Raw genomic sequence first — 22,751 nt, 5'->3', positions numbered from 1 at the left:
TACCACAATACTGACAGCCTGAATAGGCCTAGCAGTAGCTAAAAGCCAAAACGGCGCGCCTGAGCTGAGTCAGACGCGCCGTAGATGGGAAGCGTAAAAATCGTTCTAGTAGAGAGTGTTTCTGTAGGCTTCCAGTTAAAGTGATTAATAGGTGTCTTCAGTACGGTTTGCTGAAAAGCCTTCGCCGTCGTATGCGGGGCGTGGGCGGTCAAGCTCGGCAACTTCCTCGGGGGTCAGCAGCTCTTCGCGTACGAAGTCAACGGCATCCTGTAGGGCATCAACAAACTTTAGGAAATCTTCCTTGTAGAGGAAAATTTTGTGCTTCTCGTATGAGAAGGTATCGTCGTCGCGCAGACGACGCTTGCTTTCGGTAATGGTCAGGTAGTAATCCTGACCGCGGGTAGCTTTCACATCGAAAAAATACGTGCGCTTACCGGCTTTAATGCGTTGGGAGTAAATTTCTTCCTGGTCGTGACGATCTTCCACAGGGCCTTCAGTAAATTTTTGTTATTCCAAGATTTTCAAAGTACAGCGCAAAATAGTGGCTTAGTGTCATATATAAAAATTTAAAGACCAGCTTTTTACGACAACCGGCTGGAAATATGCAGATAAGGCCTTTTACAATATAAGGAGAGCCAAAAAAACAAAACAAACCAGTTTTGGCAATAATAAAAGGAATTTGACTAAACGCATTAAGTTTTGTCTATATCAAATAATAGAACTCTCCGATTACTTTTCGGCTTATTAAAGGGAGTACGGCAGGCGTTGTACCTTGCCTTCTTCATCCTGCTTTCGTCCGCTTATGGCCCAACCGCTCGACCTTGCCGCAGTACGCTCCTTCGAGAACCTTGAATTTCTGGCCCGACAGCTGGTAGAAGGGTTTATCACGGGCTTGCATCAGTCGCCGTACCACGGGTTTTCGGTAGAATTCTCGGAGCACCGCCTCTACAATCCCGGCGAAAGTACCCGCCACCTTGACTGGAAAGTGCTGGCCCGCACCGACAAGCTGTTTGTGAAGCGCTACGAGGAAGAAACTAACCTGCGCTGCCACCTGCTGCTCGATGTGAGCCCCAGTATGTATTACCCTGCGCCCAGCCACGACAAGCTCCGGTTCTCGGTGCTGTGCGCCGCCGCCATTACCACGCTGCTGCAGAAACAGCGCGATGCGGTAGGCCTCGTCACCTTTGCTGAGCAGGTGGAGCTGCAGACGCCGGTGCGCTCTACTAGCACTCACCGCCACACGCTGCTGCTCACGCTGCAACAGCTGCTGGAGCGGCCCGCTCCTACCCGCCGCACCCAAACGGATGTAGCTGCCGTAATTCATCAAATTGCCCAGCAAATCCCGAAGCGCTCCTTGGTTGTGCTGTTTTCGGATATGCTGGGCCGGGCACCCGAGGAACAGACGGAAGCTCTGGCCGCCCTGCAGCACCTGCGCCATCAGCACCACGAGGTATTGCTATTCCACGTCATGGATCGGGCTACGGAGTCAGATTTCGGTTTTCAGGACCGGCCCTACATATTTGAGGATGTGGAAACCGGCCAGACCGTTAAGCTGCAGCCCGGCCAAGTGCGCGAGCAGTACCGCACTGCCATGCAGGCCTACGAGCAGGAACTGGCCTTGCGGTGCGGGCAGTACAAGATTGACTTCGTACCCGTAGATATTCGGGAGCCTTTTGATAAGGTGTTGTATGCTTACCTGGTAAAGCGGGGCAAAGTACGGTAAGAGGCCTAGCAAAACAGTTTAAGACTAGTCTGGAGGATGGAGATATGGTATTGCCGAGTATGTGGGCTAGACTATGACGTCTCGCCTTGGGGGGAGGATGGACACTCGCCCGACTATACTTGCTGCGCCTGCTGTGGCGCCCAATTCGGAATTGACGACTACAGTGTGGTGACGGCTCATCTTTTCCGGACGACCTGGCTGGTTGAAGGAGCGCAGTGGTTTTATGCCAACCTTAAACCCCGTGGCTGGCAGTTGGCCGCTCAGTTACACCAGGTACCACTGGCCTACCAATAGCTGCCGAATCATCTCACAAATACTACTCATGTATTTTCTCGACATCGCGGCGTGGATGCTGTTTCCGTGCCTGCTTTCTGCTTTGATCACGGCCTACATTGCCCATATGAACGACCGTTCGCTGTGGCGCTGGATGCTATTTGGGTTTTGCGTGCCCTTCTTGGCCATTTTTGTGGCCATGTTCGTGACCTACCTGGATCAGAAGCGGCGAGCCACCCAAGAGGCAGACCAGGCCGGCTCAGACAGGCCTAGCGCTTAGCAGTTATTCGGCGGGTGTATTATCCAAGGACTGCCAGAGGTACTTGCTGGCTACTGTGCGATATGGGCGCCAAGCTTCGGCAATAGTCGTCATGCGCTTGAGTAGGGCACGGCCGGTTTCCTCTAGGCCATAGTGGCGCTTCATGGCATTCTGAATGCCCAAGTCTCCTTCCGGAAATACGTCGGGTTGATCGAGGGCAAACATCTGCAACATTTGAGCAGTCCAACGGCCAACCCCTTTTATTTGGGTGAGATGGGCCGTAAATGCATCAGCATCAAGCAGGCTGAGATGGGCGTGGTCGAGTTGGTCGCGCTGAGCAAAATCGGCAATAGCACGTAGGTAGCCCGCTTTTTGGCGCGAGATGCCAGCGGCGCGCAGATCTTCATCCGTGAGCAGGAGCAGGGCCGCCGGTTCGGGGTAGCCATCGGGCGGGAACAGGGCCTGCACCTTGCGCCAGATGGCAGCCGCGGCCTTAGTGGAAATCTGCTGACTGACAATGGCACGCAGCAGCGCCAGATACAAGTCTTCGTGGGCAGATGGCTGAATGGGCCGGCCCTGGGCTATCAGGCGGGCCAGTACGGGGTCGGCTTGTGCGAGGTGGCTTAGGGCTTGGTCGGAATCAGGGCGAAGAGACATAGTGGACGAGCAGGCGGCTAGGCCAGTAGAAACGCAGCTTAATGGTGGGCGGCAACAGATTCTCCTTCGGGAGCAGGTGTGCTGAGGCCGAGCCTTTTCACTAGTGGCCCAATGGTAAGGCCTTGCACAATAATGCTGAAAATCACCACCACATACGTAATGCCCACAATCAGGTCGCGGGGCATGGTTTCGGGAAGGGAAAGGGCAAGTGCAACGGAAATACCACCGCGTAGGCCACCCCACGTCAGCACCCGAAGGTTTGGGCGGTTAAAGGCAAAACGACTTCGCAGCATGCTTAAGGGCAGCGAAACGGAAACCACCCGGGCCAACAGTACTACTATAATAGCCACGGCTCCCACTACCAGAATAGTGCGGTTGATATCTAGAATCAGCATTTCTAGGCCAATCAGCACAAATAACACGGCATTCAATATCTCATCCAGAATCTCCCAGAACTTATCGAGATACTCGCGAGTAACGTCGGACATGCCTAGGCTGCGGCCCTTGTCGCCGACAATTAGGCCGGCTACTACAATGGCCAAGGGGCCTGAGGTATGCAGAGCCGTAGCCAGGGCCGTGCCACCCATTACCAGCGCCAACGTAATCAGTACCTCCACCTGATAATGATCTATGGTGCGCAGGGCCCAGAATGTGGCGTAGCCCATGGCCACACCCAGCAGAATGCCGCCTACAGCTTCGCGCAGAAATAGCTCGCCTACCACGCTGGCAGTAGCCTCGCCGGCACCAAAACGAGCAATCTGGAATAAGCTCACGAACACTACTACCGCAATGCCATCATTGAACAGGGACTCTCCAACAATATTGATTTCTAATGACTTATCGATGCGGGCTTCTTTCAGAATGCCGAGCACGGCAATGGGATCGGTGGGAGAGATAAGTGCCCCAAACAGCAGACAATAGATATAGTCAATGGGCAGCCCAAACAGCGGCAGAATGAAGTACATGATGCTGGCTACTATCACCGTAGAGAGGAGCGTACCAACGGAAGCCAGGGCCGCAACGGGTAAGCGCTGGGCTCCCAGAGCGCGAACATCAACGTGGATAGCACCCGCAAACAACAGAAAGCTTAGCATCACCTGCATAAGCACGGTGTGGAAATCAATACTGCGCACCAGCTGGCTGGCCGCAAGCACCCATTCTACCCCCATGTGGCCTAGCCCTACTGTAATTAGCGAGGAGACCAGGGCCAATATCATTAGCCCTATGGTACTAGGTAACCGCAGAAAACGGTGATTGATATAGCCAAAGGCGGCGGCCAGGACAAGCAGAATGGCGAATGTATTGTATAGCTGCATCGGCAACGAGTTGGTGAGCGGAGAAAGAACGTTGCTAAAACTGTACGAACAAACACTACTATAAGCCGAAATCAAGCTTCAGCGTTGCGGCCAACGCATGCAAATGCCCCGGCTGCAGCCCCTCCTCATTGCAAAAGAAAGACTACACCCGGGGCACTAAAGCAAGTGGTATTCCTACCCCTGTAGGCCAGTAAGAGCCGTTTCAATCCGCTCAATCATGGCGTCGTCCACATCCAGGTGGGTCACGAAGCGGATCATCTGGGGGCCGAAGGAGGATGCTTTGATACCCTGCTCTTCCAGCTTCGCCAGGAACTGCTCCGCTGGCATGGAGTCGGCTAGCTTGAAGATAACCAGGTTGGTCTCAACGGGTAGCACGGTAGCTACGTAAGGCTGAGCGGCCAGCGTGGCACCGAGACGCTGGGCCCGGGCGTGGTCGTCGGCGAGGCGCTCCACGTTGTTTTCTAGGGCGTATAGGCCTGCTGCCGCGATGTAGCCGGCCTGTCGCATGCCGCCGCCCATCACCTTCCGGATGCGCTTGGTTTTCTGGATGAACTGCTTGCTGCCCAGCAGAACGGAACCTACCGGCGCGCCCAGGCCCTTAGAGAGGCACACGGAGATGGTGTCAAACAGGCGGCCGTATTCCTTAGCCGACTGCCCCGTGGCGACCAAGGCGTTGAACACGCGGGCCCCATCGAGGTGGAGCGGAATGTTGTGGCGCTGGGCTACTTCGGCAATGCTCTCAATTTCCGACAGCTCGTAGCAGCTGCCGCCGCCGCGGTTGTGGGTGTTTTCGAGGGAGATGAGGCTAGTGGTGGGGTAATGGATGTTCACGGGCCGAATGGCAGCCTCTACCTGCTCCGCCGTGAGGCGGCCGCGGTTGCCGGGCAGCAGCGCCACCGATGCCCCCGAGTGGAAGGCAATACCACCTACTTCCCAGAGGTAGATGTGCGAGGTCTGCTCACACACCACTTCCGAAAGGGGCTCGGTGTGGGCTTTGATGGCAATTTGGTTGGTCATGGTGCCGGAGGGGCAGAACAGGCCGGCTTCGAGGCCGAAGCGGTCGGCAGCTTCCTGCTCCAGGGCGCGCACGGTGGGGTCTTCGTCGTATACATCGTCGCCGACGCTGGCGCGGAACATGGCGTCCAGCATGGCAGGAGTGGGGCGCGTGACGGTGTCGGAGCGCAGGTCAATCAAGGGGAGGCTCATAAGATGTTCAATGGAATTACGGGAAAGGTTTCCCGGTGTCAAATTTAGTACTTACTTTTGCCCCTCATTTACAGAAAGACTTTAACCGACCCGGAAAAATGAGCGTTACCCGTCTGAAGCGGAAGCACCGCAAGAACATTGCCCGCGCTAACAACAAGCAGCGCGTCATCAAGCAACTACTCCTGACCCCCGTTCTGAAGAACGTAGACATCGAGGAGCTGAAGGCTCGCTTCACCACGAGCGCCGCCAAGACCGAAGCCAACGCCTAGTCGCGTTTTTCGCGTCTGGCACACCTACCCCGGTGTCGGTGGGTTTCCGTCAGAAATTTCAAGCGTCTTTCCTGCAAAGGGAAGACGCTTTTTTCTTGTAATCAATGCTGATTTTAAGCCCATCCGGCTGTAGAGACACATGTTTGTGTCTCCTCGTTGCTGATGTTATTTATCCCGCGTCGTTCTAGGCCAGTCGTTAAACGAGGAGAGCGAAGTATGTGTCTCTACATCGTCAACTCGGCAGATGTTGTCGTTTTGCTTAACCAACCCGCGGCCCTAATTCAATGGCTTGCAACTGCTGCACTTTGCCATCGGCTACTTCAAATCGCAGCATAGTACGCACTTTGTGAAAGCCGTGGCGGCCCGCGGCACCGGGGTTCAGGTGCAAAAGGCCGAGGCGCGGGTCGGGCATTACTTTAAGGATGTGGGAGTGGCCGCTGATAAACAGGCCAGGGCAGTGCTCCTGCACCAGCGCGCGGCCGGCGGGGCTGTAGTGGCCTGGGTAGCCGCCAATGTGGGTCATGAGTACCCATAAGCCTTCTATCTCGAAATGCTGCACCAAGGGCTGCGTGAGGCGCACGTCGCGGCCGTCGATGTTGCCGTAGACGCCCCGCAGTGGGGCCACCGTGGCCAGCTCTTCCGCCACCGCTGCCGTGCCGAAGTCACCGGCGTGCCAGATTTCGTCGCAACCCTGCAGGTGGTGCAGAATACGGTCGTCGAGGTAGCTGTGCGTGTCAGAAAGCAGGCCGATTTTCTTCATGAGGGCGGGAGTGAGGAAAGTAAAGTGGCCTATACGCATCAAAAGCGGGCAACGTGTGCTTTCAGACCTGATTTGGTCTAAAGGTACACGCTACCCGCTTTTAGGGAGTTTGGAAACTAGTATTAGAACAGTACTCCCCTCATCAGATAAGGAGGGGCTGGGGGTGGTTGAACAGCCGTTGAACGATAACTAGCTCAAATTTTAATAGACGTTCTAGGCCACCTCAACTACTCCCAACCCCTCCTCAGATGAGGAGGGGAGCTTTAGCTTTAAACCAAGCTAGTTACTTTCAGAGAGTCAGCTATGGTTTGTAGCTGCAGCTCCTTGGCGCAACGCTCGCAGCAAACGGCGGCTACCACTTGGGCTGGGTGGCCTAGTACCAAGACTGGAATCTGCAGGTGATAGGCTTGGGTGAGGGCGTAGCACTTATCGAAAAAGCGCATAAGCTCCCCTTCGCGCGAGGGTGTTAGGACGAGCAGTTGGGCCTGGGTGCGGGCGCAATAGTCGCTGATGCCCTCGATAGGGTCGTCATCTTCCACCAGTTTCGTGGTGATGGTAGGCCAGGACAGCTGTGATTTGCTGGCGGCTACGGCTCGTTTCAGGTACGTGAGGTTGCCGCGCTGCTGGGGCGAGTACACCTGCACTAGCTCCAGCATGCCCGGAAACGCACCAGCCAGCGCCGACAAGCGCGGGAGGGTAGCCAGGGGCAGCCGGCCAAAATCGGTGGCGTATACCAAGCGGGAAGGCAGGGGCCGGCGGCCGGGCGGCACCACCAGCACCGGGCACGATACCAGCTCCGTGATGCGGGCGGCATGGTCGCCGTTGTTGGCGGGCTTGCCGCAATCGGTGTGCTCCAGGCCCATCACTACCAGGTCGGCGCCGTAGCGGGCCACGATGGACTGCACGTGGTCGTGGAGGCAGCCGGCTACTACCTGGTAGTGGTAGCGGATGCGGCGGGCATCTTGGCGCACCAACTGCTGGTAGCGCAGGCGCTCGGCCAGCGTTTCGAGCCGGTACTCAAACTCCGCCACTTCTTCGGGCGTGAGGGCCGGGCCGGGGTGGCTGTAGAGTAGGACCACTTCGGCGGGCCAGCGCACTGCTAGCTTGTTGGCGTAGGCCAGGGCTGGTTCGGCCGCAGCAGTGAGGTCGACGGGAACAAGGATAGTTTTCATCTGAACAGAGGAGTAGGGGCTATGGCCGAATGTGGAAGAAAATCAATGACAGTAATGCACGCTACGGGGCTGGGCTAGGCCACTCTGCGAGGCGGCCGGCGGACTCAGGCGCGGACTCATATAAGGAATGCCCAGGCCCAGCCCGCGTACAATAAAGAGCAGCGCGAGGGCCGTAGCCAGGTAGGGCACGGCCAGGGTAAGGCGGCGGCGCCAGGCCAGTGGCACCAGCCGACCCGTGAGCGAGAGGCCTAGCATGAGCGGCAGCGTACCCAACCCGAAGAGGGCCATGTAGGCTGCGGCGCCCCCAACACCCGGCATGGCCAAGGCACCCGCCAGCGCCAGATACACCAGGCCGCAGGGGAGAAGCCCGTTAAGTGCGCCGGTTAAGAAAAACGCCCGCCACGAGTGCTGCTGGAAGAACTGAGCCAGTGTCTGCTTCACCCAGTTCAGGAGCCGATCGAGGCCGAGGGGGCGGGCGGCCTGAGCTTTATAGCGCTCCGGCACCACTACCAGCAGCAGAATCAGCACTCCAGACGTAATGGACAAAGCTTGCTGCCAGCCGGCTATTTGCAGGCTTTGGCCCGCTAGGCCAGCCGCCGTTCCTAGCACCGAATAGGTCGTGATGCGGCCCAGGTTATACAACACCCGGCCGGCCAGGTAGCGCCAGTCAGGACCGGCGGCTCCTAAGCGGCCGGGCAGCGCCAGCGCAATAGCGCCGCACATGCCCACGCAGTGAAAGCTACCCAACAACCCGAATATAAAGCCAGTCCAGAGCAACGGTGAATGAGTGAAGTGGTGAATGAGTGAGTTTATCGTGCTGGTGGGGCCTAACCCCCCGGCCCCCTACGCCGCTTGATGCGCGGAATGAAAAAGGAGAGGGGGGAGTGTGACGAGTTGTGGTCGAGCCCCGATGGGAGAACTGGCCTAAAAGGCCTATGCCGAACAGGTTACTTGATGAGCAGATCCTTTTCGAGGAAGTAGGCCTGGTTGGCGGCTTGCAGTTCTAAGCGCACGCGCCAGAAGCCGGGTCGCAGCTGAGCAGTGCTAAGCTGCTGGGTGCCGGCGGCATTGAGGGTAAGGGGCAGGGTAAAGTCTAGCAGCTGGTCGGAGGGGCGGAAGAAGTGTAGCTGACCTTGCGGTGCGCCCTGAGCCAACTCGACGGGGAGTTGCAGGGTGAGCTGGTGCTGCGCCGCCTTGTAGGCCAGTTCTACTGGCGCGGGCAGGGCGGCGGTGCGGGCCACTGCGTCCATGCGTTGCTGGTGGCGCAGCTCCTGCTGGTAATAGTCGGGGCTGACGAGGTCCACGGTGGTGCGCATGGCCTGGCTCACCATGTAGCCGATGTAGCTGCCGAAGAGCACAAACACCAGCACAATGGCGTAAGGCCAGAAGCTGCGGGAAGACTGGGGAGTGGTGGTTATCGACATGATACTTTCTACTGAAGGTTCTTACCGCGCTGGCGCTAGGAACTTTGATTTGGCTTCCGTTATCAGTTCGCCCTGGCTGTACACGCCCAGGCGCAGTTTGCTGTTGGTGGCGTGCAGATTGGTGCGGGGCAGCTCCACGAAAAACACGCCTTCTGCCATACCTTGGGCCGGCAGCTCTAGGCCACTGGTGCCCACCAGTTTTACCGTGCCGCCAGCCGGCTCCAGCACGCGCAGCTCAATAGGCCTAGCGTGGTTGGTTTTATTGATGACGGACAGGTTATAGAGGTTGGTGATAGTGCCGTGGTCGGTTTTCTGGAAGAGTTGGCCGGGGGTGCGCAGCACGGTGGCCTCCACGTTGGAGCGGGTGAGCAGCAAGCCGGCCAGAATGCCCAGTAGCACCACCAGCACGCCGGAGTAGGCTTTCACGCGGCCCGTCAGGCGGAACTTGGTGCCCTCCGCAATCTGGTTTTCCGAAGCGCACCGGATGAGGCCGTGGGGCTTGTTGATTAGGTCCATGATCGAGTTGCAGGCATCGATGCAGGCGGTGCAGTTCACGCATTCCAGTTGCGTGCCATTGCGAATGTCGATGCCGGTGGGGCATACCTGCACGCACTGCTTGCAGTCGATGCAGTCGCCGGCGCGGCGCTCTTGGTTTTTGCGCAGCTTTTCGCGCGGCTCGCCCCGGCGGTAGTCGTAGGCCACTACCAGGCTGTCCTGGTCGAGCATGACGCCCTGTAGGCGTCCGTAGGGGCAGGCAATGGTGCACACCTGCTCCCGAAACCGCGCAAACACCGCGTAAAACACCGCCGTGAATAGTAGCAGTGTGCCTAGGCCAGCCAAGTGGGCCGTAGGCGAATCAGTGATGATCTTCACCAGCGCCTCGGTGCCAATGATGTAGGCCAGGAAGGTGTTGGCAATCAGGAAGGAAATCAGCAGGAACACCGTGTGCTTGCCACCCTTGCGCCAGGTTTTGTTCCAGGTCCAGTCGGCCTTGTCAAGGGCTTTCTGCTGGGGCGCATCACCCTCAAACCAGTACTCAATGCGCCGAAAAACCATTTCCATAAAAATGGTCTGGGGGCACACCCAGCCGCAGAACACCCTGCCATACACTACTGTGAACAGGATGATGAACACGAGGAAGGCCAGCGTGGCCATCAGCAGAATGAAGAAGTCCTGGGGCCAGAAGATCTGTCCGAAGAAGATAAACTTCCGCTCCGGCAGGTTGAGCATGAGCACGGGCAGCCCGTTGATGCGCAGCCACGGACCCGCAAACAGCAGCGTCAGGAGGAGGTAGCTTACCCATTTGCGGGTCCGGTACAGCGTACCAGCCGGCATTTTTGGGAAGAGCCACACCCGCTTGCCCTGTTCATCAACAGTGGCAATGGAGTCGCGGAAAGTTTGGGTAGACATGGTGTTGTACTAAAGTGCTGATAGCCTCACCCCGACCCCACTGCCTCAGCAGAGGGGCCAGGCTAGGATTACCGGCTGGCTACTGGTTTGCCCGCTGTTTCTTTCTCTCCCTGGGGTTCTTTGGCGTTGGCGGGCTTAGAGCCTTGCAGGCTGAGCACGTAGGAAGTCACTTGTAGAATTTGTTTGCCGGAGAGCTTGCCCTTCCAGGCCACCATGCCCTTGCCCTGCACCCCGAACTTCACGGTTTTGTAGACGTGGTTTACCTCGCCTCCGTGCAACCAGTACTCGTCGGTTAGGTTGGGGCCCACTTTGCCCTCGGCGTTTTGGCCGTGGCAGGCGGCGCAGTTCTGGGCGAAAATGCCCTTGCCATCGGTGAGGTCGGTGGCGGCGGTTAAGGGTTTATAGTCAGTGAGCTTGTTGGGGTCGTCGTTGTCAGCGGACACCATCAGGGCGGCTTGCTGCATTTCGGCGGCGTATTCTCCCTCACTTAGCGGAGCTGCCTGGGCCAAGTGGTAGTAGCCTAAGTAAATGAAGCCGAAGAAGATGGTCACATAGAAGCTGTATTTCCACCACGGCGGGAGGTCGTTGTCGAACTCGTGGATGCCGTCGTAGTCGTGGTCAAGGAGCTCATCCTTCACTTCGCCCTTCACCAGCACTGGGTCGCCGACTAGCAGTCCCAGCACTTTGCCACTCATGGTCGGGCGTACGGTGGGCATCTCGTACACCTTGCGGAGCTGGGGGCGCATCTGCACCGTTATCATGATGCCCATGAGCAGGGCAACTAGTAATACCAACCCCAGTAGGCCTAGCAGAATCCAGAACAGGATTTCCTCAGTGGTCATAGGTTTCTCGGCGGCCGGGGCCGCGCCAGGCGTTTGGGCTGCGGCTGCATAGCCGATGAGCAGGCCAGTCGCAATAAGAAAAAAGGTGCGCAGCTTTAGCATATGATTCCGTGTTCGAGGTCGTGCCGGAGAGTGGCGTCGTCGGTATTGTCTTGGAGGGGCAGGTGCTTCATGGTCTGCATATGGCGGGGCTTCACGAGCAGCACGTACACCAGCAGCAGCAGGAAGAAGAGGAAGAAGATGCCGAAGGAGATGATGGGGTATATCTCAATGCCGGCAATGGCCCGCAGTACGTTCTTGTCCATTGTGGTTTGTTTTTATTAGTGACCCCACCCCCAGCCCCTCCCCTCCGGGAGAGGGGTGCGTTCTGGAACAGCAGGCGTCTGGCACCCCTCTCCCGGAGGGGAGGGGCTGGGGGTGGGGTAATGCTATTCGGCGGGCAGCACACCCACTACTTCTACCGCGTTGGGGTCTTCCTTCACCTTGATGTCGGTGCCCAGGCGCTGGAGGTAGGCAATGAGGGCCACGATTTCCTTGTCGGATTTCACCTCGATGTCTTCCTTGGCTAGGTCGCGGCTGATAAGGGCAGCCTGCTGGCGGGCGTCGGCTACGGCTTGCTGCCCATAACCGGCGGGGTACGGCGTACCGAGCTTGCGGAGCACGTCAATCTTGGCGGGCGTACTGGAGTAGTCGATGTTCTGCTCAAACAGCCAGGGATAGGCCGGCATAATCGAGCCCGGCGACATGCTGGTGGGGTCCATCATGTGGTTGTAGTGCCAGGAGTGGGGGTACTTGGCACCCACGCGGTGCAAGTCGGGGCCGGTGCGCTTGCTGCCCCACAGGAAGGGCCGGTCGTAGATGAACTCACCCGCCTTGCTGTACTCGCCGTAACGCTCAGTTTCGGAGCGGAAGGGCCTCACCATCTGGCTGTGGCAGTTGTTACAGCCCTCCCGGATGTAGATGTCGCGGCCTTCCAGTTCCAGCGAAGTATAAGGCTTCACGGAGGCAATGGTGGGCACGTTCGACTTCACCAGGAACGTCGGAATCATTTCCACCGCGCCGCCAATCAGGATGGCGATGGTAGCCCCAATGCTCAGCTGCACGGGCCGGCGCTCAATCCAGCGGTGCCAATGGCCACCCTGGTGTTCTTCTACCAGCTCAGCGGGCATGAGGGCCGGGGCCTGTGCTTTCTCGTCGGCGAGCAAAGTGCCAGCCTTGGCCGTCTTCACCAGGTTGAAAATCATCAGGAACACGCCGCTCAGGTAGAGCACCCCGCCAATGCCGCGCAGATAGTACATGGGCACAATCTGCAGCACGGTTTCCAGGAAGTTGGGGTATTGCAGCATGCCCTCGGCATTGAACTGCTTCCACATCAGGCCCTGGGTGAAGCCGGCCCAGTACATCGGGATGGCGTAGAATAGGATGCCCAGGGTGCCCAGCCAGAAGTGCGTGTTGGCCAAACGCTTGGAGTACAGCGGCGTGCGGTAGAGGCGCGGCCACAGCCAATAGAGCACGGCAAAGGTCAGGAAGCCGTTCCAACCTAGCGCCCCCACGTGCACGTGGGCTACAATCCAGTCGGTGAAGTGGGCAATGGCATTTACATTTTTCAGCGAGAGCATGGGCCCCTCGAAGGTGGCCATGCCGTAGGCCGTTACGGCCACCACCATAAACTTCAGAACGGGCTCGGTGCGCACCTTATCCCAGGCGCCGCGCAGCGTGAGCAAGCCGTTGATCATGCCGCCCCAGCTCGGCGCAATCAGCATGATGGAGAACACCACGCCCAAGCTTTGCGCCCAGTCGGGTAGGGCCGTGTACAGCAAGTGGTGCGGCCCCGCCCAGATGTAGATAAAGATCAGCGACCAAAAGTGAATGATGCTCAGGCGGTAGGAGTACACGGGGCGCTCGGCGGCCTTGGGCAGGAAGTAGTACATCAGGCCCAGGTAGGGCGTGGTCAGGAAGAACGCCACCGCGTTGTGCCCGTACCACCACTGCACCAGCGCATCTTGCACGCCGGCATAAATGGGGTAGCTCTTAGTGAAAGACACCGGAATAGAGAGCGAGTTCACGATGTGCAGCACGGCCACCGTCAGCAGCGTAGCAATGTAGAACCAGATGCCCACGTACAGGTGCCGCTCGCGCCGCTTAGCAATGGTGCCGAACATATTCCAGCCGAACACCACCCACACCACGGTAATCAGGATGTCGATAGGCCACTCCAGCTCGGCGTATTCTTTGCTAGTAGTGATGCCTAGCGGCAAGGAAATCAGGGCACTGAGAATAACCAGCTGCCAGCCCCAGAAGTGGAGTTTGCTGAGCTTATCGGAGAACATCCGGGTCTTGCACAGGCGCTGCAGCGAATAGTACACCCCCGTGAAAATGCCGTTGCCCACGAAGGCGAAAATAACGGCATTGGTGTGCAGCGGCCGGATGCGGCCAAAGGTGGTGTACTGGGTGCCCATGTTCAGCTCGGGCCGGGCCAGCTGGAAGGCGATGAGCGTGCCAATCAGCATGCCCGCCACGCCCCAGAACACCGTGGCAATACCGAAATTCCGAACAATGCGGTTGTCGTAGAAGAACGTATCTACCGCCCGCGCCGGCGGCGTTTCGGGCCGTGCCACCAACGGTTTCGGATCAACTATCATAGCAGAAGAAGTGAGTGATTTACTTCTCCAAAGGTCCCCGTTGGTCGTTTTCTAAAAGATGACGAAAGTCAGGCGAAGGGCTGATAGTTGTCAGCAGCACTGGCCTAGCGCAGTCTGAATCTGGCAAGCGCAAGCTGTATAATAGCAGCGCTACCCATGCAATGCAGTTTCAGCTAATTCTATCACACGTTGCCAAGTTATGCCCTGCTGCTGTTCTGCTATCAATGGATGATTCTCTTCTATAATTTCAACGCGAGGAATGATGCCTACAACCTGAGTATGCACCAGTGTCTTAATATTGAGCGTGTTGGTATAACCCGGAATAGCTGTTTGAAGCCAACCAAAGTAGGCAGGCTCATTTACTCGTTCTGGGTCATTTAATTTCTCATTTGCCCGCAGAAAATTGGTTTCGCTTAGGCTTGTCCAGACATTCCAGCAGAACAACTCGTCTGAATCAACTACTGGAATTTCAATTCGAGCTCGGATAAAGAAATGTTCCTCATCCACCACGCAGAAGTCGCCAGTGTGCTCAATTCTGAGTTGTCTTTCATCTGGAGGAACACTGAAATAATAATCAGGATATTCCGCGCCGAAACACATGGGGATATCTTCATGAACTTCGCCACAGCGGGTACAAGTAAAGCCCTCCATGTATCTGGTATTTGAATCCTATTATTCCTTTAATGGACTCGAAGATACATTAAGGCTCTTAAGCAGACTTTTTCTATTTCAATGAGCGAAATAGCCATCAACTTAAGCTTGCAAGAGGCGCAGTACGAAATTGATCTTTCGGGTACTGCGGCTCAGTTTGCCAGTTTAGTGAATAGAGTTAACCATCTGACTAAATACTCACCGGATGTACTCTCCCTTAGGTACAAGCCCAGTGCTTATCCGACAGCAATGAGGCAATTGTGGTTAGAGCAGGTTGATCAATCGAATGGATTAATTACAGTCCAGGTAAATGATATAATACTTAAGCTTTTAGGGAATTCTCAAGCATTTTACAAACTGACGGTATTTTTGGAGAGCTTATCAAATCTACGCCCAGGGGAGCATTTTCATCTTGATTGGTTTAGTAACGAGGACTTGCTAGCCCCGACAACTGCTTCAATGTCTTTTATCTTTTCAATGGAAATAGATTGATAGAATCTGTCAGAAATAGACTAGCAATGCTATGTTACCTGACCACATAATTTAGAGTAAGGCTCTTACCGTGGCGGAGTTGGTTCAGTCGTTTCCTCTTCGAACAGTACCCGCACTGAAGGCGTGTAGGTATCGTCGTATTGCCCGGAGCGCACGGCCCACAGGAAGGCGCTCAGAAAGGCTATGGCAACGGTAAGGCTTATGCCGATGAGCAGAAAGATGATAGTCATGGGAGAGAGTGGCCTAGCCGTTGTAGAGACGCGACACTTCGCGTCTCCTCATTGCTGATGTTGTTTAGCCTTCTGTTCTAGGCCAGTCGTTCAACGCCGAGACGCGAAGTGTCGCGTCTCTACAATTGGTCTGCCAATACCAGATGGTTTACAGCTTCCAGCGGCGGGCCGCCAGCTTCACCAGCAGTGTGGCAAATAGAATCACGCTGAGCGAGCTGATGGGCATCAGAATGGCCGACACAATGGGTGTGAAGCGGCCCTGCACGGCCAGCGTAAGGCCGATGCCATTATAGAGAAACGACAGCCCGAACGTGGCCAGCACAATGTGCATGCAGCTGCGTGAGAATTGCAGGAAGGTGCCCAACTGCCCGAAGCTGCGGGCATCCAAGATGGCGTCGCAGGCGGGGGAGAAGTGGGTGATTTTGTCGGTAAGAGCAATGCCCACATCGGCCTGGCGGAGGGCACCGGCATCGTTGAGGCCGTCGCCGAGCATAACCACGCGGCGGCCCTGGCGTTGGAGCTCCGCCACGTATTCAAGCTTGCTTTGCGGCGACTGAAAGAACCGGAGCTCTGCCTTAGGCCCGAACAGCTGCCGCAGGCGGCCCTGCTCGGCATCGTTGTCGCCGGAAAGCACCACCAGGTTGTAGGATGGAGTGAGCTCCTGTAGCACCTTTGGCAGCTCCGGGCGGTAAGCGTTCAGAAGCACGTAGCACCCCATAGGCTGCTCATTGAGGGCCACGTACACCCGGGATGCCCCCGGACAAACTTCCGCCGAAGCTGTGGAAGCAGGGTTGGCTCCCACAAAGGCTGCTGAGCCCAGCTTCACTCGCACGTTGTTCATCACGCCACAAACGCCCTGGCCGGGCACCTCCCGGAACTCCGTCAGCAGGCGGGCGGGGTGGCCTAGTGTTTGGGCCAGACGCTGGCTGAGGGGGTGGGTGGAGTGGCCGGCCACGGCAGCCACCAGGGCCTGCTGCTGAGTAGTAAGCGGCGTGCCGTAGTACTCCACCTGCGAGCGGGAGACCTCCGTGAGCGTCCCCGTTTTATCAAACACAATCGTATTGGCGCGGGCCAGCGTTTCCGCCACCGCCGAGTTTTTGAGGTAGAAGTTGCGTCGCCCAAATACCCGGAGTGCCGCTCCCAGCGCAAAGGGCGTAGCCAGGGAAAGCGCGCACGGGCAGGCAATAACCAGCACCGAGGTGAAAGCCCGCAAAGCCATCTGCTGGTCGCGGGGGTACCAGTACAGCATGGCACCAGCGGCCAGCACCAGCGTGAGGGCCACGAAATAGCGGCCTACCGTGTTGGCGTACGTTTCTAGCGTCTGCTTTTCGGCTTTCTGGAAAACGGGGTTGTTCCAGAGCTGAGTGAGGTAGCCCTGCGATACTTCGCGGACTACTTCCAACTCCACGCTTTCGCCCACCTGCCGGCCGCCCGCATACACCAGCTCCCCTGCCACTTTCGCCACCGGCTCACTCTCCCCCGATACAAAACTGTAGTCGATCTGGCCCGCGCCCTGCATCAGCACGGCATCGGCAGGCACCACTTCCTGGTGGCGCACCCGAATCCGCTGGCCCACGCGCAGCTCCTTTACCGATGTGGTTCGCTCGCCCTCCGGCGTGAGCACCGTCACGGCCACCGGGAAATAGGAGGTGAAGTCACGGTCGAAGCGCAGGGCGTCGTAGGTGTGCTGCTGGGCCCACTTGCCAATCAGCATGAAGAACACTAGGCCCGTAAACGAATCGAGGTAGCCGGGGCCGCTGTGCGAAACAATATCGTGCACGCTGGTCAGGAACAGCGCCGACAGGCCTAGGCTGATGGGAAAATCGAGGTTGATGTAGCGGTGCCGCAGCCCTTGCCAAGCCGACTCATAGAAGCCGCGCGCGCTGTAGGCCAGTACCGGCAGCGCCAGCAGCAAACTCAGGTAGCCAAAGAACTGTCCGAAGTTGGTAGCTAGCTCCTCCGTGAAAGAAAAGTAGTCGGGGAAGGCCAGCAGCATCACGTTGCCGAAGCAGAACGCCGCCAGCCCCAGCCGGTAGTAAATGGTACGGTCGGGGGCAGCCTGCGCTGGCCCGAGCTCGGCCAGGGTAATCTGGGGCTCGTAGCCCAGGGCTGCCAGCAGCTTCACCACCTCTTTCAGGGTGGTTTGGCTGGGGTTATAGCTGATGGCTATTTCCTTGCGCAGAAAGTTTACCTGCGACGCCTGCACGCCGGGGTTGAGTTGGTACAGACGCTCTAGCAGCCAAATGCAAGAGGCGCAGTGCATCTGCGGAATCTGGAGCGTGAGCCGGGCGCGCGTATCGCTGCGGAAGGCCAACAGCTGAGTCTGCACGGTTTCGGAGTCGAGGTAGTCGAAGCGGCCCGGCAGCTCCACGGCCGGTATTTTCTGGCCGGGCTGTGGCTCGCTCACGTTATAGTAGGAGCAGAGGTTGTTTTCGGCCAGCAGCTCATACACCGTACGGCAGCCGGCACAGCAGAAGCTCTGACCGTGGGAAATCAGCGCATCATCCGCGCACTCGTCGCCGCAATGGGCGCAGGTGGTGCGGGTAACAGGTTCGGGAGCAAGCAGAATGGGCACGCGCAGGCAGGTACTGATGAACAGCTCAAAGGTCTGGTGCCACAGTACCCCAATGGATGACGAATGTCAGGAGCTCAATTGAGAATAGTCAGCAAAAGAGATGCACCCGAACCTGCATCTTTGGGCCGTTGTTGAAAGGTGGCCTAGGCCTATTGCCTCACTCTTTGCCCGCTGCGAGAGCTAGGGTGGGGCAACATCTCCTAACGTTTCTGCTCATGCGCACTCCTGGTTCTGTTTGGTCGCTGGTACTGGTGCTGTCCTTGTTTCTGTGGGCCGGTATGGTGGCGGCTATTTCCTTTATGGAAGCTCCGCTGAAGTTCACTGCCCCGCACATCACTATCCCCTTGGGTGTAGGTATTGGGCGCGTTGTATTTCACGCCCTGAACCGGGTTGAGCTGGTGCTCTTGCTGGCAAGCCTGCTGGCGGCGCGTATTTTGCGAGCCCCGCGTGCCGTGTGGCTGGGATTAGGCCTGTTAGGCTTCGTGCTGCTGCTGCAAACGCTCTGGCTGCTGCCTGCCCTGGATGTGCGGGCGGGCATGCTCCTGGCCGGACACGAAGCTCCGCCTTCTAAGTTGCACCTGCTCTATATTGTGGCCGATGCATTTAAGCTGCTAACCCTGCTGGTAACCGGCAGCCAGGCATTTCAGGCGGCTACGGCCACTACTGCGCCAGAACCACAATCTAAAACTGCTACTGTGGCCTAGCGCCGCAGATTTTCTTGTCCTTCTATGTCTGCCGAACCTACTGCTCTCTCCGATATCCAAACTGAGGCCGATATTAAGCGGCTGGTAGATACGTTCTACGATAAGGTGAATGCCGATGAGCTGCTGAGCCCCATTTTCAACACGGTGGCACAGGTACACTGGGAGGCGCATTTGCCCAATATGTACGATTTCTGGAGCAGTGTGCTGCTGGGCACTACCCGCTACCGGGGGCGCCCTTTCCCAAAGCACCTGGGGCTGCCGGTGGCGCTACCTCACTTTGAGCGCTGGCTGGGGTTGTTTACCAGCACCGTCAGAGAAAATTTTGCCGGCGCCAAAGCCGACGAAGCCTGCTATAAAGCTGGCAATATTGCTCGCATGTTCGAGTTTCGAATTCGACAGGCCCGCAATCCGCTGTCTATCCAGTAGCCATACATTTCCGTATCTTACTCGTCATCCTGAGCTGAACCCAGGATCTTTTTTCGCGTGAACGATCAGAGAAATATCTTCTCGTTTATGCGTAAGTAGATCTTGTATTTTGCTCAGGATGGCGTTCTTATGTACGGCGCACAACCGCGCTTTGGGGTTGTCAGTAAAATGTATGTGCTTCACCTGCTGCATAAGCGGGCCGCTGGCACAACACAACGGTTTACATCCCGTATCTTGCCCGACCCGGAAGATGTTTTCGTTTTTCGGGGAATTATGCTGTGTTTTGCAGCATACCCGCCTGGACTTTCTTTTGCCCCTCCTGATTACCCCGCGATGAACGTCTTCATCAACGATATCCCGCTGATTATCAAAAAGAACAGCGAGAAAATATATAAGCATAAGTACGACCTGATTCTGGGCCCCGAGGATGAATTTATCTCGAAGGACCTGGTAGGTGATGTGCTCGTGCGCGACGTCACGGACGTGTTCATCGACCGGCTCCTGCGGCTGATGGAGGTGAAAAAGCTGAAAAAGCTGAAGTCCCTGACGCTGCTGGCCCGCAAGAAAAAGCGTCTGATTCTGCACCTCAAAGACCAATTCAAAATCGTGAAGGCCGCTGGTGGCCTAGTGGTGAAGGATGGCCTGGTGCTGATGATTTACCGCCTCGGCAAGTGGGACTTGCCCAAGGGTAAGCTCAAAAAAGAGGAAGACCCTGGTATTGGGGCGCTTCGCGAGGTGGAGGAAGAGTGCAACATAAAGGTGGAGCTGGCCGAAGAGCTGCCCAGCACTTGGCACTCCTATGCCTACAACGGCAACAAAATCCTCAAGAAGACCAACTGGTACATCATGCGTTGCCTCGACGACTCGCTGATGAAGCCCCAGGCGGAGGAATACATTGAGGAAGTGCGCTGGATGACGCCTCAGCAAGCCCTAGCCGTGCTCCACGACTCGTATGCCAGCATTGAGCTAGTGGTACGCCATTACCTCAGCGATGTGGCCGGCGAAACGCCCGCTAATAAGGAGCCTGCCAAGTAATACAAAGCGGATAGCCTATGCGCTTAAACCGTTACGCATTCGTGCTACTTGGGGTACTGCCAGTGGCCTTGGTGAGCTGCATGGGTACACAGTCGGCAGTAGAAACTGCGGCTGTGGTCAAAACTCGTCCTGCTAAGTCCGCTCAGCCCGTGGCCGTAGACGTGGCGCAGCTTATAGGCCTCTCAATTGATGAATTGCGCCAAGTGCTCGGCCCCGCTCACGAAGCCAGCGCTGACAAAAGAGGGCTAGAGCCCACGGCCGAGCAGCTTCGGCTTACCAACGGGGAAGGGTGGATCAACACCTTTGACCATAATGGTCAAACAATTGTGGTAGCGTTTCATGCCCGTACGCGCAAAGTGCGGGACATTGTACTGGTAGGCCCAAATGAGGAGGAGTTGATGCAGCGGGGCAACATCAGCTTAACTTCTCCTCATTACATCGTGTTGCCCTTCACAGAATCGGATAGCTCGGAGAAAGTAGCCGGCTTGCGCATTGTGGCCCGTAACTGATACATGAGAGCAAGTGCTTGTATCAGAAGCCTGCTTACGCCTTATTGTTCTTTGGCGGCAGGCAGCTGGAAGGGTACAAAATCATCGACGTTGCCCCCGAAGCGGTGAATTTCGCGAATAATGGTGCTGCTAATGGCTGCCAGAGCGGGAGAGGTAATCAGGAACACTGTCTCTAAGTCTGAATTGACGTGGCGGTTGGCCTGAGCAATGGTATTCTCGTACTCGAAATCAGTGGTATTCCGCAGTCCCCGCAGCAGATACCGAGCCCCAATTTCGCGAGCGAAGTCGGCCGTTAGCCCTTTGTAGGAGCAAACTGAAACCCGTGGCTCATCTTGGAACACCTTCTCAATTAAGGCTATCATCTGCTCAACGGGCAGGTAGCGCTGCTTGCTGCTGTTGTTGCCAATTGAGATAATCACCTCGTCAAACAACGCTACTCCCCGCCGCACCACGTCCAGATGCCCATTGGTAAAAGGGTCAAAAGAGCCGGGAAACAAAGCAATGCGAGACATGAGGCGAAGTGGGGAAAGGTGAAATTGTGCAGGTGTTGAGCAAGTAGCCTAGGTGGTGCTGTAGCACGCCAAACTTACTACTTCACCTATTCGCAGAGGTGCAGGGCGTAGAGTTCGAAGTAGCGGTACTCAAATACGTCATTCAGCCGGTAACTGTAGCCCAGGTCGAAGGGGCGGTTGCCGAAGCGGATGTTGCGAATATATTTGCGCAGGATGGTGAACAGCTCTGAGTCGTGCATCAAGTCGCCCCAAACTACCACGGAATCCTGATCGGGGTTGAGCTGAAGCTCCTGCATCACCAGAATGGTGTAGTAAATCAGGTCCTCGGGGGTGCTAAACGGAAATACGTTGCAAAATTCGGGCTGCTTGTCGCGCACGGCCAGTAGGGTAGCTTCCTGGTGGCCAATGCTGAGATACACGCGGCGGGGCCCCGACTGCTCACTCTGGTGAACAACGCCTTCGAGCAGGGCGCTGGTTTGATGCAGCAGACGCCCTTCGGGGTGGGCGGAGAGGAACCACTCCGTAAGAGCTTTCTCGGCGGCAAAGAGGCTCACTACTTCCAGGCTGGCGTGCGTGTAATGGTGCACGGTTTCCAGCTGAGGGTCCAGCGTATGGTGTAAGCGTAGATAGGCAGCTTCGTCGCCGGCCCGGAAAAGAGGAGCGGGCAGCAAAGTGAAATGTCGGTTCTGAACGGCTAGGCGCACCTTGTTCCAGCCAGCCTGGCCTACCAGATCATGTTGGGCCACCAGTGCCTGCAACTGCCCCGATAAGGTAGCATCAGAGGTCGTTTGATAATCTTCCAGCACCACAAACTTGTTGCGCCGAACATCGGCTACGCCAATGCGCAAACCGGCCGCTCCTACGGTAAGGTATAGGTTATACGCCGCCAGGTTGGAGAGGTCCAGGGTTTCGTCGCGCAGACGGTACTGAGCAACGGGAACAGGGTGGAGCATAGGCGCGGCGGAAGAAACAAGAGTATCGGCAGACACGGGTAAACAACTAAAGGTTGGGCTAAAGGTACAGAGCCTCCGCGCAAGTGCCAGCTGCGCCGCCGCAAACTGTGTAGCACTTTAGTGCTAGGCCACCCACCTTACTTGGCCACTAGCAACGCAGACGAGCTAGCGCTGAAACCGAATCTGGGGAATGAATACGTCGTCGGTGCTGATGATGTCGCGTAGCACGGGGTGCACCTGAGTGGGCAGAAACTGGCCTAGCTGGCGGGGCGTCACAAACTGCAGCTGCGTAAGAAGTTGAGCCTCGGCGCTATGTTCGGGGTCGGTGCCTAGCTGGGGCTCGGCATCTTCATCCAGGGGCAACACCTCAAAAAACAGCTCCAGCGCCTGTAGGGTGGGGCTTTTAAACTCATGCAGGTGCAGAAAGCGGCCCACCGTTACGGCTAGGCCAGTTTCCTCGGCAAACTCCCGCTGCAGGCACTGTTGCAGGCTCTCCCCAAACTGCCAGCCCCCGCCGGGTGGCGACCAGAACGGAGCATCCTGGGGCAGCAGGCCGCGGTGAGCAGCAAGGAGCAGCGCCCCATTGCGCACCAGTAGGCCACAGATGCGCACGCGCACTTGCCCCGTGTAGGCCTGTAGTAAATCAGGTTCGGGCAGCAGGGAAGGGATAGGATCAGCCATAGGGTAGAATAGGTAGGTGGTCGGGGACTA

The 22,751-nt window shown here is 57.1% G+C and carries 26 protein-coding genes; 8 read left to right on the top strand and 18 right to left on the bottom strand.

Going from position 1 to position 22,751, the window contains the following annotated elements; all coding sequences use genetic code 11:
- Positions 1-144 precede the first annotated feature (144 nt).
- On the bottom strand, positions 145-486 hold the full coding sequence (locus EU557_RS16340) for a DUF3276 family protein (protein WP_135531525.1): 342 nt from the start codon (positions 484-486) through the stop codon (positions 145-147).
- Between the two features lie 316 nt (positions 487-802).
- Between EU557_RS16340 and EU557_RS16335 the strand changes: the two genes are divergently transcribed.
- Both EU557_RS16335 and EU557_RS16330 read left to right on the top strand, forming a co-directional pair.
- On the top strand, positions 803-1,723 hold the full coding sequence (locus tag EU557_RS16335; protein WP_135531524.1) for a DUF58 domain-containing protein: 921 nt from the start codon (positions 803-805) through the stop codon (positions 1,721-1,723).
- Between the two features lie 322 nt (positions 1,724-2,045).
- On the top strand, positions 2,046-2,276 hold the full coding sequence (locus tag EU557_RS16330) for a hypothetical protein (protein WP_135531523.1): 231 nt from the start codon (positions 2,046-2,048) through the stop codon (positions 2,274-2,276).
- Between the two features lie 3 nt (positions 2,277-2,279).
- On the opposite strand, the gene EU557_RS16325 is transcribed toward EU557_RS16330, so the two are convergent.
- The 3 genes from EU557_RS16325 to EU557_RS16315 all read right to left on the bottom strand — a co-directional run bounded on the left by EU557_RS16325 (position 2,280) and on the right by EU557_RS16315 (position 5,434).
- Complete coding sequence (locus EU557_RS16325; RefSeq protein WP_135531522.1) at positions 2,280-2,912, bottom strand: DNA-3-methyladenine glycosylase family protein; 633 nt, start codon at positions 2,910-2,912, stop codon at positions 2,280-2,282.
- Between the two features lie 38 nt (positions 2,913-2,950).
- Positions 2,951-4,228, bottom strand: coding sequence for a cation:proton antiporter (locus EU557_RS16320; RefSeq protein WP_135531521.1), 1,278 nt, complete (start codon positions 4,226-4,228; stop codon positions 2,951-2,953).
- Positions 4,229-4,402: 174 nt separating this feature from the next.
- Positions 4,403-5,434: a threonine aldolase family protein gene (locus EU557_RS16315; RefSeq protein WP_135531520.1), complete on the bottom strand. Its 1,032-nt coding sequence runs from the start codon at positions 5,432-5,434 to the stop codon at positions 4,403-4,405.
- Between the two features lie 98 nt (positions 5,435-5,532).
- Between EU557_RS16315 and EU557_RS25545 the strand changes: the two genes are divergently transcribed.
- A complete protein-coding gene (locus EU557_RS25545) occupies positions 5,533-5,703 on the top strand; it encodes a hypothetical protein (protein WP_167855240.1) in 171 nt (56 codons plus the stop codon).
- 259 nt (positions 5,704-5,962) lie between these two features.
- Here EU557_RS25545 and EU557_RS16310 read toward each other — a convergent pair whose 3' ends face one another.
- The 9 genes from EU557_RS16310 to EU557_RS16270 all read right to left on the bottom strand — a co-directional run bounded on the left by EU557_RS16310 (position 5,963) and on the right by EU557_RS16270 (position 14,604).
- Positions 5,963-6,463: a metallophosphoesterase family protein gene (locus EU557_RS16310; protein WP_135531519.1), complete on the bottom strand. Its 501-nt coding sequence runs from the start codon at positions 6,461-6,463 to the stop codon at positions 5,963-5,965.
- Between the two features lie 269 nt (positions 6,464-6,732).
- Positions 6,733-7,635 (bottom strand): universal stress protein, encoded by a 903-nt coding sequence (locus tag EU557_RS16305; RefSeq protein WP_135531518.1) that lies wholly within the window; start codon positions 7,633-7,635, stop codon positions 6,733-6,735.
- A gap of 42 nt (positions 7,636-7,677) precedes the next feature.
- Complete coding sequence (locus EU557_RS16300; RefSeq protein ID WP_135531517.1) at positions 7,678-8,412, bottom strand: sulfite exporter TauE/SafE family protein; 735 nt, start codon at positions 8,410-8,412, stop codon at positions 7,678-7,680.
- A gap of 170 nt (positions 8,413-8,582) precedes the next feature.
- Positions 8,583-9,059, bottom strand: coding sequence for a FixH family protein (locus tag EU557_RS16295; protein WP_135531516.1), 477 nt, complete (start codon positions 9,057-9,059; stop codon positions 8,583-8,585).
- Between the two features lie 21 nt (positions 9,060-9,080).
- A complete protein-coding gene (ccoG, locus tag EU557_RS16290; RefSeq protein WP_135531515.1) occupies positions 9,081-10,469 on the bottom strand; it encodes a cytochrome c oxidase accessory protein CcoG in 1,389 nt (462 codons plus the stop codon).
- Between the two features lie 68 nt (positions 10,470-10,537).
- On the bottom strand, positions 10,538-11,413 hold the full coding sequence (locus EU557_RS16285; protein WP_135531514.1) for a cbb3-type cytochrome c oxidase N-terminal domain-containing protein: 876 nt from the start codon (positions 11,411-11,413) through the stop codon (positions 10,538-10,540).
- A complete protein-coding gene (locus EU557_RS16280) occupies positions 11,407-11,616 on the bottom strand; it encodes a hypothetical protein (RefSeq protein ID WP_135531513.1) in 210 nt (69 codons plus the stop codon). The genes EU557_RS16285 and EU557_RS16280 overlap by 7 nt, the downstream gene beginning before the upstream one ends.
- A 123-nt stretch (positions 11,617-11,739) precedes the next feature.
- Positions 11,740-13,953 (bottom strand): cytochrome-c oxidase, cbb3-type subunit I, encoded by a 2,214-nt coding sequence (gene ccoN / locus EU557_RS16275; RefSeq protein WP_135531512.1) that lies wholly within the window; start codon positions 13,951-13,953, stop codon positions 11,740-11,742.
- A gap of 150 nt (positions 13,954-14,103) precedes the next feature.
- Positions 14,104-14,604, bottom strand: a complete 501-nt coding sequence (locus EU557_RS16270; protein ID WP_135531511.1) for a DUF2199 domain-containing protein — start codon at positions 14,602-14,604, stop codon at positions 14,104-14,106.
- Between the two features lie 81 nt (positions 14,605-14,685).
- Between EU557_RS16270 and EU557_RS16265 the strand changes: the two genes are divergently transcribed.
- Positions 14,686-15,096 (top strand): hypothetical protein, encoded by a 411-nt coding sequence (locus EU557_RS16265; protein ID WP_135531510.1) that lies wholly within the window; start codon positions 14,686-14,688, stop codon positions 15,094-15,096.
- A 65-nt stretch (positions 15,097-15,161) separates the two neighbouring features.
- Here the strand turns inward: EU557_RS16265 and ccoS are convergent, their stop codons facing one another.
- Positions 15,162-15,326: a cbb3-type cytochrome oxidase assembly protein CcoS gene (ccoS, locus tag EU557_RS16260; protein ID WP_135531509.1), complete on the bottom strand. Its 165-nt coding sequence runs from the start codon at positions 15,324-15,326 to the stop codon at positions 15,162-15,164.
- 148 nt (positions 15,327-15,474) lie between these two features.
- On the bottom strand, positions 15,475-17,901 hold the full coding sequence (locus tag EU557_RS16255; protein WP_245326293.1) for a heavy metal translocating P-type ATPase: 2,427 nt from the start codon (positions 17,899-17,901) through the stop codon (positions 15,475-15,477).
- Between the two features lie 215 nt (positions 17,902-18,116).
- Here EU557_RS16255 and EU557_RS16250 point away from each other — a divergent pair, with 215 nt between their 5' ends.
- The 4 genes from EU557_RS16250 to EU557_RS16235 all read left to right on the top strand — a co-directional run bounded on the left by EU557_RS16250 (position 18,117) and on the right by EU557_RS16235 (position 20,575).
- Positions 18,117-18,605 carry a hypothetical protein gene (locus EU557_RS16250; RefSeq protein WP_210116069.1) on the top strand — a complete coding sequence of 163 codons (489 nt, stop codon included), beginning with the start codon at positions 18,117-18,119 and terminating at the stop codon, positions 18,603-18,605.
- A 24-nt stretch (positions 18,606-18,629) separates the two neighbouring features.
- The gene (locus EU557_RS16245) at positions 18,630-19,031 is read left to right on the top strand and encodes a group III truncated hemoglobin (protein ID WP_135531508.1); all 402 of its coding nucleotides are present in this window, start codon (positions 18,630-18,632) and stop codon (positions 19,029-19,031) included.
- Positions 19,032-19,364: 333 nt separating this feature from the next.
- Positions 19,365-20,066 (top strand): NUDIX hydrolase, encoded by a 702-nt coding sequence (locus tag EU557_RS16240; RefSeq protein ID WP_135531507.1) that lies wholly within the window; start codon positions 19,365-19,367, stop codon positions 20,064-20,066.
- Between the two features lie 17 nt (positions 20,067-20,083).
- On the top strand, positions 20,084-20,575 hold the full coding sequence (locus EU557_RS16235) for a hypothetical protein (RefSeq protein ID WP_135531506.1): 492 nt from the start codon (positions 20,084-20,086) through the stop codon (positions 20,573-20,575).
- Positions 20,576-20,616: 41 nt separating this feature from the next.
- Here the strand turns inward: EU557_RS16235 and coaD are convergent, their stop codons facing one another.
- The 3 genes from coaD to EU557_RS16220 all read right to left on the bottom strand — a co-directional run bounded on the left by coaD (position 20,617) and on the right by EU557_RS16220 (position 22,721).
- Positions 20,617-21,087, bottom strand: coding sequence for a pantetheine-phosphate adenylyltransferase (gene coaD, locus EU557_RS16230; RefSeq protein WP_135531505.1), 471 nt, complete (start codon positions 21,085-21,087; stop codon positions 20,617-20,619).
- An 86-nt stretch (positions 21,088-21,173) separates the two neighbouring features.
- The gene (locus EU557_RS16225) at positions 21,174-22,040 is read right to left on the bottom strand and encodes a DUF3822 family protein (RefSeq protein WP_135531504.1); all 867 of its coding nucleotides are present in this window, start codon (positions 22,038-22,040) and stop codon (positions 21,174-21,176) included.
- A 165-nt stretch (positions 22,041-22,205) separates the two neighbouring features.
- Positions 22,206-22,721 carry an NUDIX domain-containing protein gene (locus EU557_RS16220; protein ID WP_135531503.1) on the bottom strand — a complete coding sequence of 172 codons (516 nt, stop codon included), beginning with the start codon at positions 22,719-22,721 and terminating at the stop codon, positions 22,206-22,208.
- Positions 22,722-22,751 lie beyond the last annotated feature (30 nt).

The sequence above is a fragment of the Hymenobacter wooponensis genome, assembly GCF_004745865.1.
GTDB classification, from domain to species: Bacteria; Bacteroidota; Bacteroidia; order Cytophagales; family Hymenobacteraceae; genus Hymenobacter; species Hymenobacter wooponensis.
This window is presented reverse-complemented; position numbering and strand designations above follow the sequence as displayed.

Bases quoted from the DNA above. Each gene is read 5' to 3' on its own strand.
- EU557_RS16335 (WP_135531524.1), top strand. From the start codon at position 803: ATGGCCCAACCGCTCGACCTTGCCGCAGTACGCTCCTTCGAGAACCTT.
- EU557_RS16330 (WP_135531523.1), top strand. From the start codon at position 2,046: ATGTATTTTCTCGACATCGCGGCGTGGATGCTGTTTCCGTGCCTGCTT.
- EU557_RS16325 (WP_135531522.1), bottom strand. From the start codon at position 2,912: ATGTCTCTTCGCCCTGATTCCGACCAAGCCCTAAGCCACCTCGCACAA.
- EU557_RS16320 (WP_135531521.1), bottom strand. From the start codon at position 4,228: ATGCAGCTATACAATACATTCGCCATTCTGCTTGTCCTGGCCGCCGCC.
- EU557_RS16315 (WP_135531520.1), bottom strand. From the start codon at position 5,434: ATGAGCCTCCCCTTGATTGACCTGCGCTCCGACACCGTCACGCGCCCC.
- EU557_RS25545 (WP_167855240.1), top strand. From the start codon at position 5,533: ATGAGCGTTACCCGTCTGAAGCGGAAGCACCGCAAGAACATTGCCCGC.
- EU557_RS16310 (WP_135531519.1), bottom strand. From the start codon at position 6,463: ATGAAGAAAATCGGCCTGCTTTCTGACACGCACAGCTACCTCGACGAC.
- EU557_RS16305 (WP_135531518.1), bottom strand. From the start codon at position 7,635: ATGAAAACTATCCTTGTTCCCGTCGACCTCACTGCTGCGGCCGAACCA.
- EU557_RS16295 (WP_135531516.1), bottom strand. From the start codon at position 9,059: ATGTCGATAACCACCACTCCCCAGTCTTCCCGCAGCTTCTGGCCTTAC.
- ccoG (WP_135531515.1), bottom strand. From the start codon at position 10,469: ATGTCTACCCAAACTTTCCGCGACTCCATTGCCACTGTTGATGAACAG.
- EU557_RS16285 (WP_135531514.1), bottom strand. From the start codon at position 11,413: ATGCTAAAGCTGCGCACCTTTTTTCTTATTGCGACTGGCCTGCTCATC.
- EU557_RS16280 (WP_135531513.1), bottom strand. From the start codon at position 11,616: ATGGACAAGAACGTACTGCGGGCCATTGCCGGCATTGAGATATACCCC.
- ccoN (WP_135531512.1), bottom strand. From the start codon at position 13,953: ATGATAGTTGATCCGAAACCGTTGGTGGCACGGCCCGAAACGCCGCCG.
- EU557_RS16270 (WP_135531511.1), bottom strand. From the start codon at position 14,604: ATGGAGGGCTTTACTTGTACCCGCTGTGGCGAAGTTCATGAAGATATC.
- EU557_RS16265 (WP_135531510.1), top strand. From the start codon at position 14,686: ATGAGCGAAATAGCCATCAACTTAAGCTTGCAAGAGGCGCAGTACGAA.
- ccoS (WP_135531509.1), bottom strand. From the start codon at position 15,326: ATGACTATCATCTTTCTGCTCATCGGCATAAGCCTTACCGTTGCCATA.
- EU557_RS16250 (WP_210116069.1), top strand. From the start codon at position 18,117: ATGCGCACTCCTGGTTCTGTTTGGTCGCTGGTACTGGTGCTGTCCTTG.
- EU557_RS16245 (WP_135531508.1), top strand. From the start codon at position 18,630: ATGTCTGCCGAACCTACTGCTCTCTCCGATATCCAAACTGAGGCCGAT.
- EU557_RS16240 (WP_135531507.1), top strand. From the start codon at position 19,365: ATGAACGTCTTCATCAACGATATCCCGCTGATTATCAAAAAGAACAGC.
- EU557_RS16235 (WP_135531506.1), top strand. From the start codon at position 20,084: ATGCGCTTAAACCGTTACGCATTCGTGCTACTTGGGGTACTGCCAGTG.
- coaD (WP_135531505.1), bottom strand. From the start codon at position 21,087: ATGTCTCGCATTGCTTTGTTTCCCGGCTCTTTTGACCCTTTTACCAAT.
- EU557_RS16225 (WP_135531504.1), bottom strand. From the start codon at position 22,040: ATGCTCCACCCTGTTCCCGTTGCTCAGTACCGTCTGCGCGACGAAACC.
- EU557_RS16220 (WP_135531503.1), bottom strand. From the start codon at position 22,721: ATGGCTGATCCTATCCCTTCCCTGCTGCCCGAACCTGATTTACTACAG.